Origin of the sequence: uncultured Sphingomonas sp. (assembly GCF_913778135.1) — a bacterium.
GTDB lineage: Bacteria > Pseudomonadota > Alphaproteobacteria > Sphingomonadales > Sphingomonadaceae > Sphingomonas.
On record NZ_CAJYVU010000198.1, the window covers coordinates 1 to 3,182 of the forward strand.

Annotated in this window: 4 protein-coding genes; 2 read left to right on the top strand and 2 right to left on the bottom strand. The window is 65.5% G+C overall.

What is annotated here, in order from left to right:
* The coding region (locus QZ847_RS16665) for a TadE/TadG family type IV pilus assembly protein (protein ID WP_294358761.1) at window positions 1–530 on the bottom strand (530 nt) is incomplete at its 3' end.
* A gap of 179 nt (window positions 531–709) precedes the next feature.
* On the opposite strand from QZ847_RS16665, the gene QZ847_RS16670 reads away from it, so the two are divergent.
* Window positions 710–1,294: a squalene/phytoene synthase family protein gene (locus QZ847_RS16670; RefSeq protein WP_294358763.1), complete on the top strand. Its 585-nt coding sequence runs from the start codon at window positions 710–712 to the stop codon at window positions 1,292–1,294.
* 60 nt (window positions 1,295–1,354) lie between these two features.
* Window positions 1,355–1,831 carry an EF-hand domain-containing protein gene (locus tag QZ847_RS16675; protein ID WP_294358767.1) on the top strand — a complete coding sequence of 159 codons (477 nt, stop codon included), beginning with the start codon at window positions 1,355–1,357 and terminating at the stop codon, window positions 1,829–1,831.
* Here the strand turns inward: QZ847_RS16675 and trmFO are convergent.
* Window positions 1,828–3,138, bottom strand: a complete 1,311-nt coding sequence (trmFO, locus tag QZ847_RS16680) for a methylenetetrahydrofolate--tRNA-(uracil(54)-C(5))-methyltransferase (FADH(2)-oxidizing) TrmFO (protein ID WP_294358769.1) — start codon at window positions 3,136–3,138, stop codon at window positions 1,828–1,830. The genes QZ847_RS16675 and trmFO overlap by 4 nt on opposite strands.
* Window positions 3,139–3,182 lie beyond the last annotated feature (44 nt).

Here is a 3,182-nt window from a genome sequence, read left to right on the forward strand (position 1 = left end):
TCCTCGGGACGGCAGGCCATCGAGCCAGTCGTATCGAGTACGAAGATCACGTCGGTATCCGAGATGTCGTAACGCGCCTTGCACGACACGCTGACGGTCGCGTCCTTGGCGTCGATGATCTTGGTGATGCTCATCGGCACGACAACCGACGCGGTGCCGGATACCTGCTGGTCGCTGGTCTTGACCGGTGAGAAGACCGGGTTGGTGGTTGCGATCCACCCGGCTTGAAAATTGTTCTTGAAGAACTGCTGCGCTTGGGTCGCTGCATTCTGATCGAGCGTGTTCGTGCCGTCGACCTTCATGAATTTGCGTCCCGCCAGCACGCCGGCGTCGCACGCCTGCTGCAACCGCGACTTGACCGCGTACATGCGACCGATGTCGATCGCAGACCCAGCCATTGCGGTCAGCGGGATGAGCGAGGCGGCCACGATGATGAGCGTATTGGCCGCGCGGTCGCGCAAAAGCCGCACCAGAATACCAGCTTGGCCGCGCGTCGAGCGCTTGTCGGACAGGGTCGATCGACGGTTCACCGCGCCGCGATGCCGCAGAAACGTCCAATATGGCTTCAAGGAACACAGTTAATGGATCGTTTGTCACGCTTGTCGAAGCGGACTTGTGCGGCCATTTGACGGCCGTGTTAGATTTTCAATCGCTTAGCAGTCCGTCGCACATCTTTGCCTGGTGCGGTGCGCGCTTTGCGGGCACCGGCGTGGACACGTTGTTCGCGCTCGACCGGCAGCTTGGGAACATCGTTCGCACGACCGAGCAGCCGATCGTGGGGCAGATGCGGCTGACGTGGTGGTACGAGGCGCTCGAAAAACTCGACCATGCTCCGCCACCGGCGCAACCGCTTCTGCGGGCATTGGCAGGCCTTATCAGTGAAGGACGTGTGGCCGGACGTGATCTGGCGACGATGACCGAGGGGTGGGAGGTTCTGCTCGACCGGGAGCGCACCGCTGCCGATACACTCACGCAATTTGCGCATCTGCGTGGCGCGACGCTGTTCCGGGCCGCTACGGCACTGCTCGGCGAGGATGATCCGCAGGTTGCGCAGGCCGGTGCGCTCTGGGCCTTTGCGGACCTTGCGGCAAACGTCAGTCAGGAAGCCATCCGCGATCAGGCAACGGCGGCGGCACTGGACTTGGCCGACACTGTCTTCGGCGCTCGATGGCGGGGCGCCCGGCCGATCGGTGCACTCGCGCTCGACGCGTATATGGCGGCGGCAGGGCGAGGCTTTGCCAACGGACCGCGGCGTGCCGCCCGCACCGTGCGATTCCGTATGATTGGACGCTGACGCCTTCCGTCCGCTTCCGCGGATCGCTAGCCTTCCGCAAAGGCAGGGGGGCATGAAGCGATGTGGCGCTATCTGGTGGGTGGAGTGGCGGCGTTGCTGCTGGGTGGGGCCGGGTGGCTGATGTTCTTCGGCGACACGAAGGACGGCGCGACCGCGCGTGCGGCGACGATCATGCCGGCCATGCCGCAGAGCGGTGCCGCACCGGTCGATGACGCGCCGGCGAACTTGCCCGAAGCGCCTGAACGGACGCGCGAGCAGACACGCTTCGACCGCTATGACAAGGATCGCGATGCGAAGATCACGCGCGAGGAATATCTGCTCAGCCGGCGCAAGGCGTTCGCGAAGCTGGACCTGAACGGCGACGGTCAGCTGTCGTTCGACGAATGGTCGGCGAAGACGGCGAAGAGGTTCACCGACGCCGATGCTGACCGATCGGGTGCGCTCAATGCGAGCGAATTCGCGACGACCAAGCCGAAACGCAAGTCGAAACGCCCGGCGTGCGCGTGCACACCGACGCCGGCGCGCGACGACGACTAGGCGGCGAGCCAGCCGGCCAGCGCCGCGCGGCCACGATCGGTGTACATCCGCTTGCGATCGGCCTTCTTCGTCTTGCCCGCGATCGGCGGGAATAGCCCGAAGTTGACGTTCATCGGCTGATACGTCTCCGCCACCGCGTCGCCAGTGATGTGCGATAGCAGCGCGCCGAGCGCGGTCTCACGCGGCGGGGAGGGAAGGTTGCGACCGGCGAGCTCAGCCGCTGCGAAGCGCCCGGCGAGCAGGCCGATCGCGGCGCTCTCGACATAGCCTTCGCAGCCGGTGATCTGTCCGGCGAAGCGGATGTTGGGACGCGAGGACAGCCGCAACGTCCCGTCGAGCAGCTCGGGCGAGCGCAGGAAGGTGTTGCGGTGCAGTCCGCCCAGCCGCGCAAACTCGGCGTTCTCAAGCCCCGGAATGGTGCGGAAGATGCGAACCTGCTCGGCGTGTTTCAGCTTGGTCTGGAAGCCGACGATGTTCCACAGCGTTCCCTGCGCGTTGTCCTGTCGGAGCTGCACCGCGGCGTAGGGCCAGCGACCCGTGCTCGGCACGTCGAGGCCGACGCCCTTCATCGGCCCGAAGCGCAGCGTTTCGGGTCCGCGTGCCGCCATCACCTCGATCGGCATGCAGCCTTCGAAGTAGGGGACGTTCTCCCATTCCTTATACTCGGTCTTCTCGCCGTCGAGCAGCGCCTGGACGAAGGTATGGTACTGATCCTTGTTGAGCGGGCAGTTGATGTAGTCGGTGCCGTCACCCTTGTTCCAGCGCGACTGCGCCCAGGCGACATCCATGTCGATCGAATCGCGATGCACGATGGGTGCGATTGCATCGAAGAAGGCGAGCGAATCGCGGCCGGTCTCGGCGGCGATGCTGTCGGACAGCGCAGGCGCAGTCAGCGGGCCGGTCGCGATGATGGCGGGACCTTCTGGCAGTACATCGACGCGCTCGCGCACGAGCGTGACGTTGGCATGCGTCTCAAGGGCCGATGTCACCCCTGCCGAAAAGCCGTCGCGGTCGACCGCCAGCGCGCTGCCGGCAGGTACGCGGTGCTCGTCACCGGTGCGCAGGATCAGCGAACCGAGTGCGCGCATCTCCTGATGCAACAACCCGACTGCGTTCGATTCCGCATCGTCCGAGCGAAAGCTGTTCGAGCAGACGAGCTCGGCGAGATGGTCGGTGTGGTGCGCGGGCGTGTTCTCGCCGCTGCCGCGCATTTCGGACAGGCGTACCTTGAAACCGGCTTCGGCGAGCTGCCACGCGGCCTCCGAGCCCGCGAGCCCGCCGCCGATCACGTGAATGTCATGGGTCATGCGCAGGGCAGATAGCGCCTGGGGATCGCGCCGCAAGCGCGGCG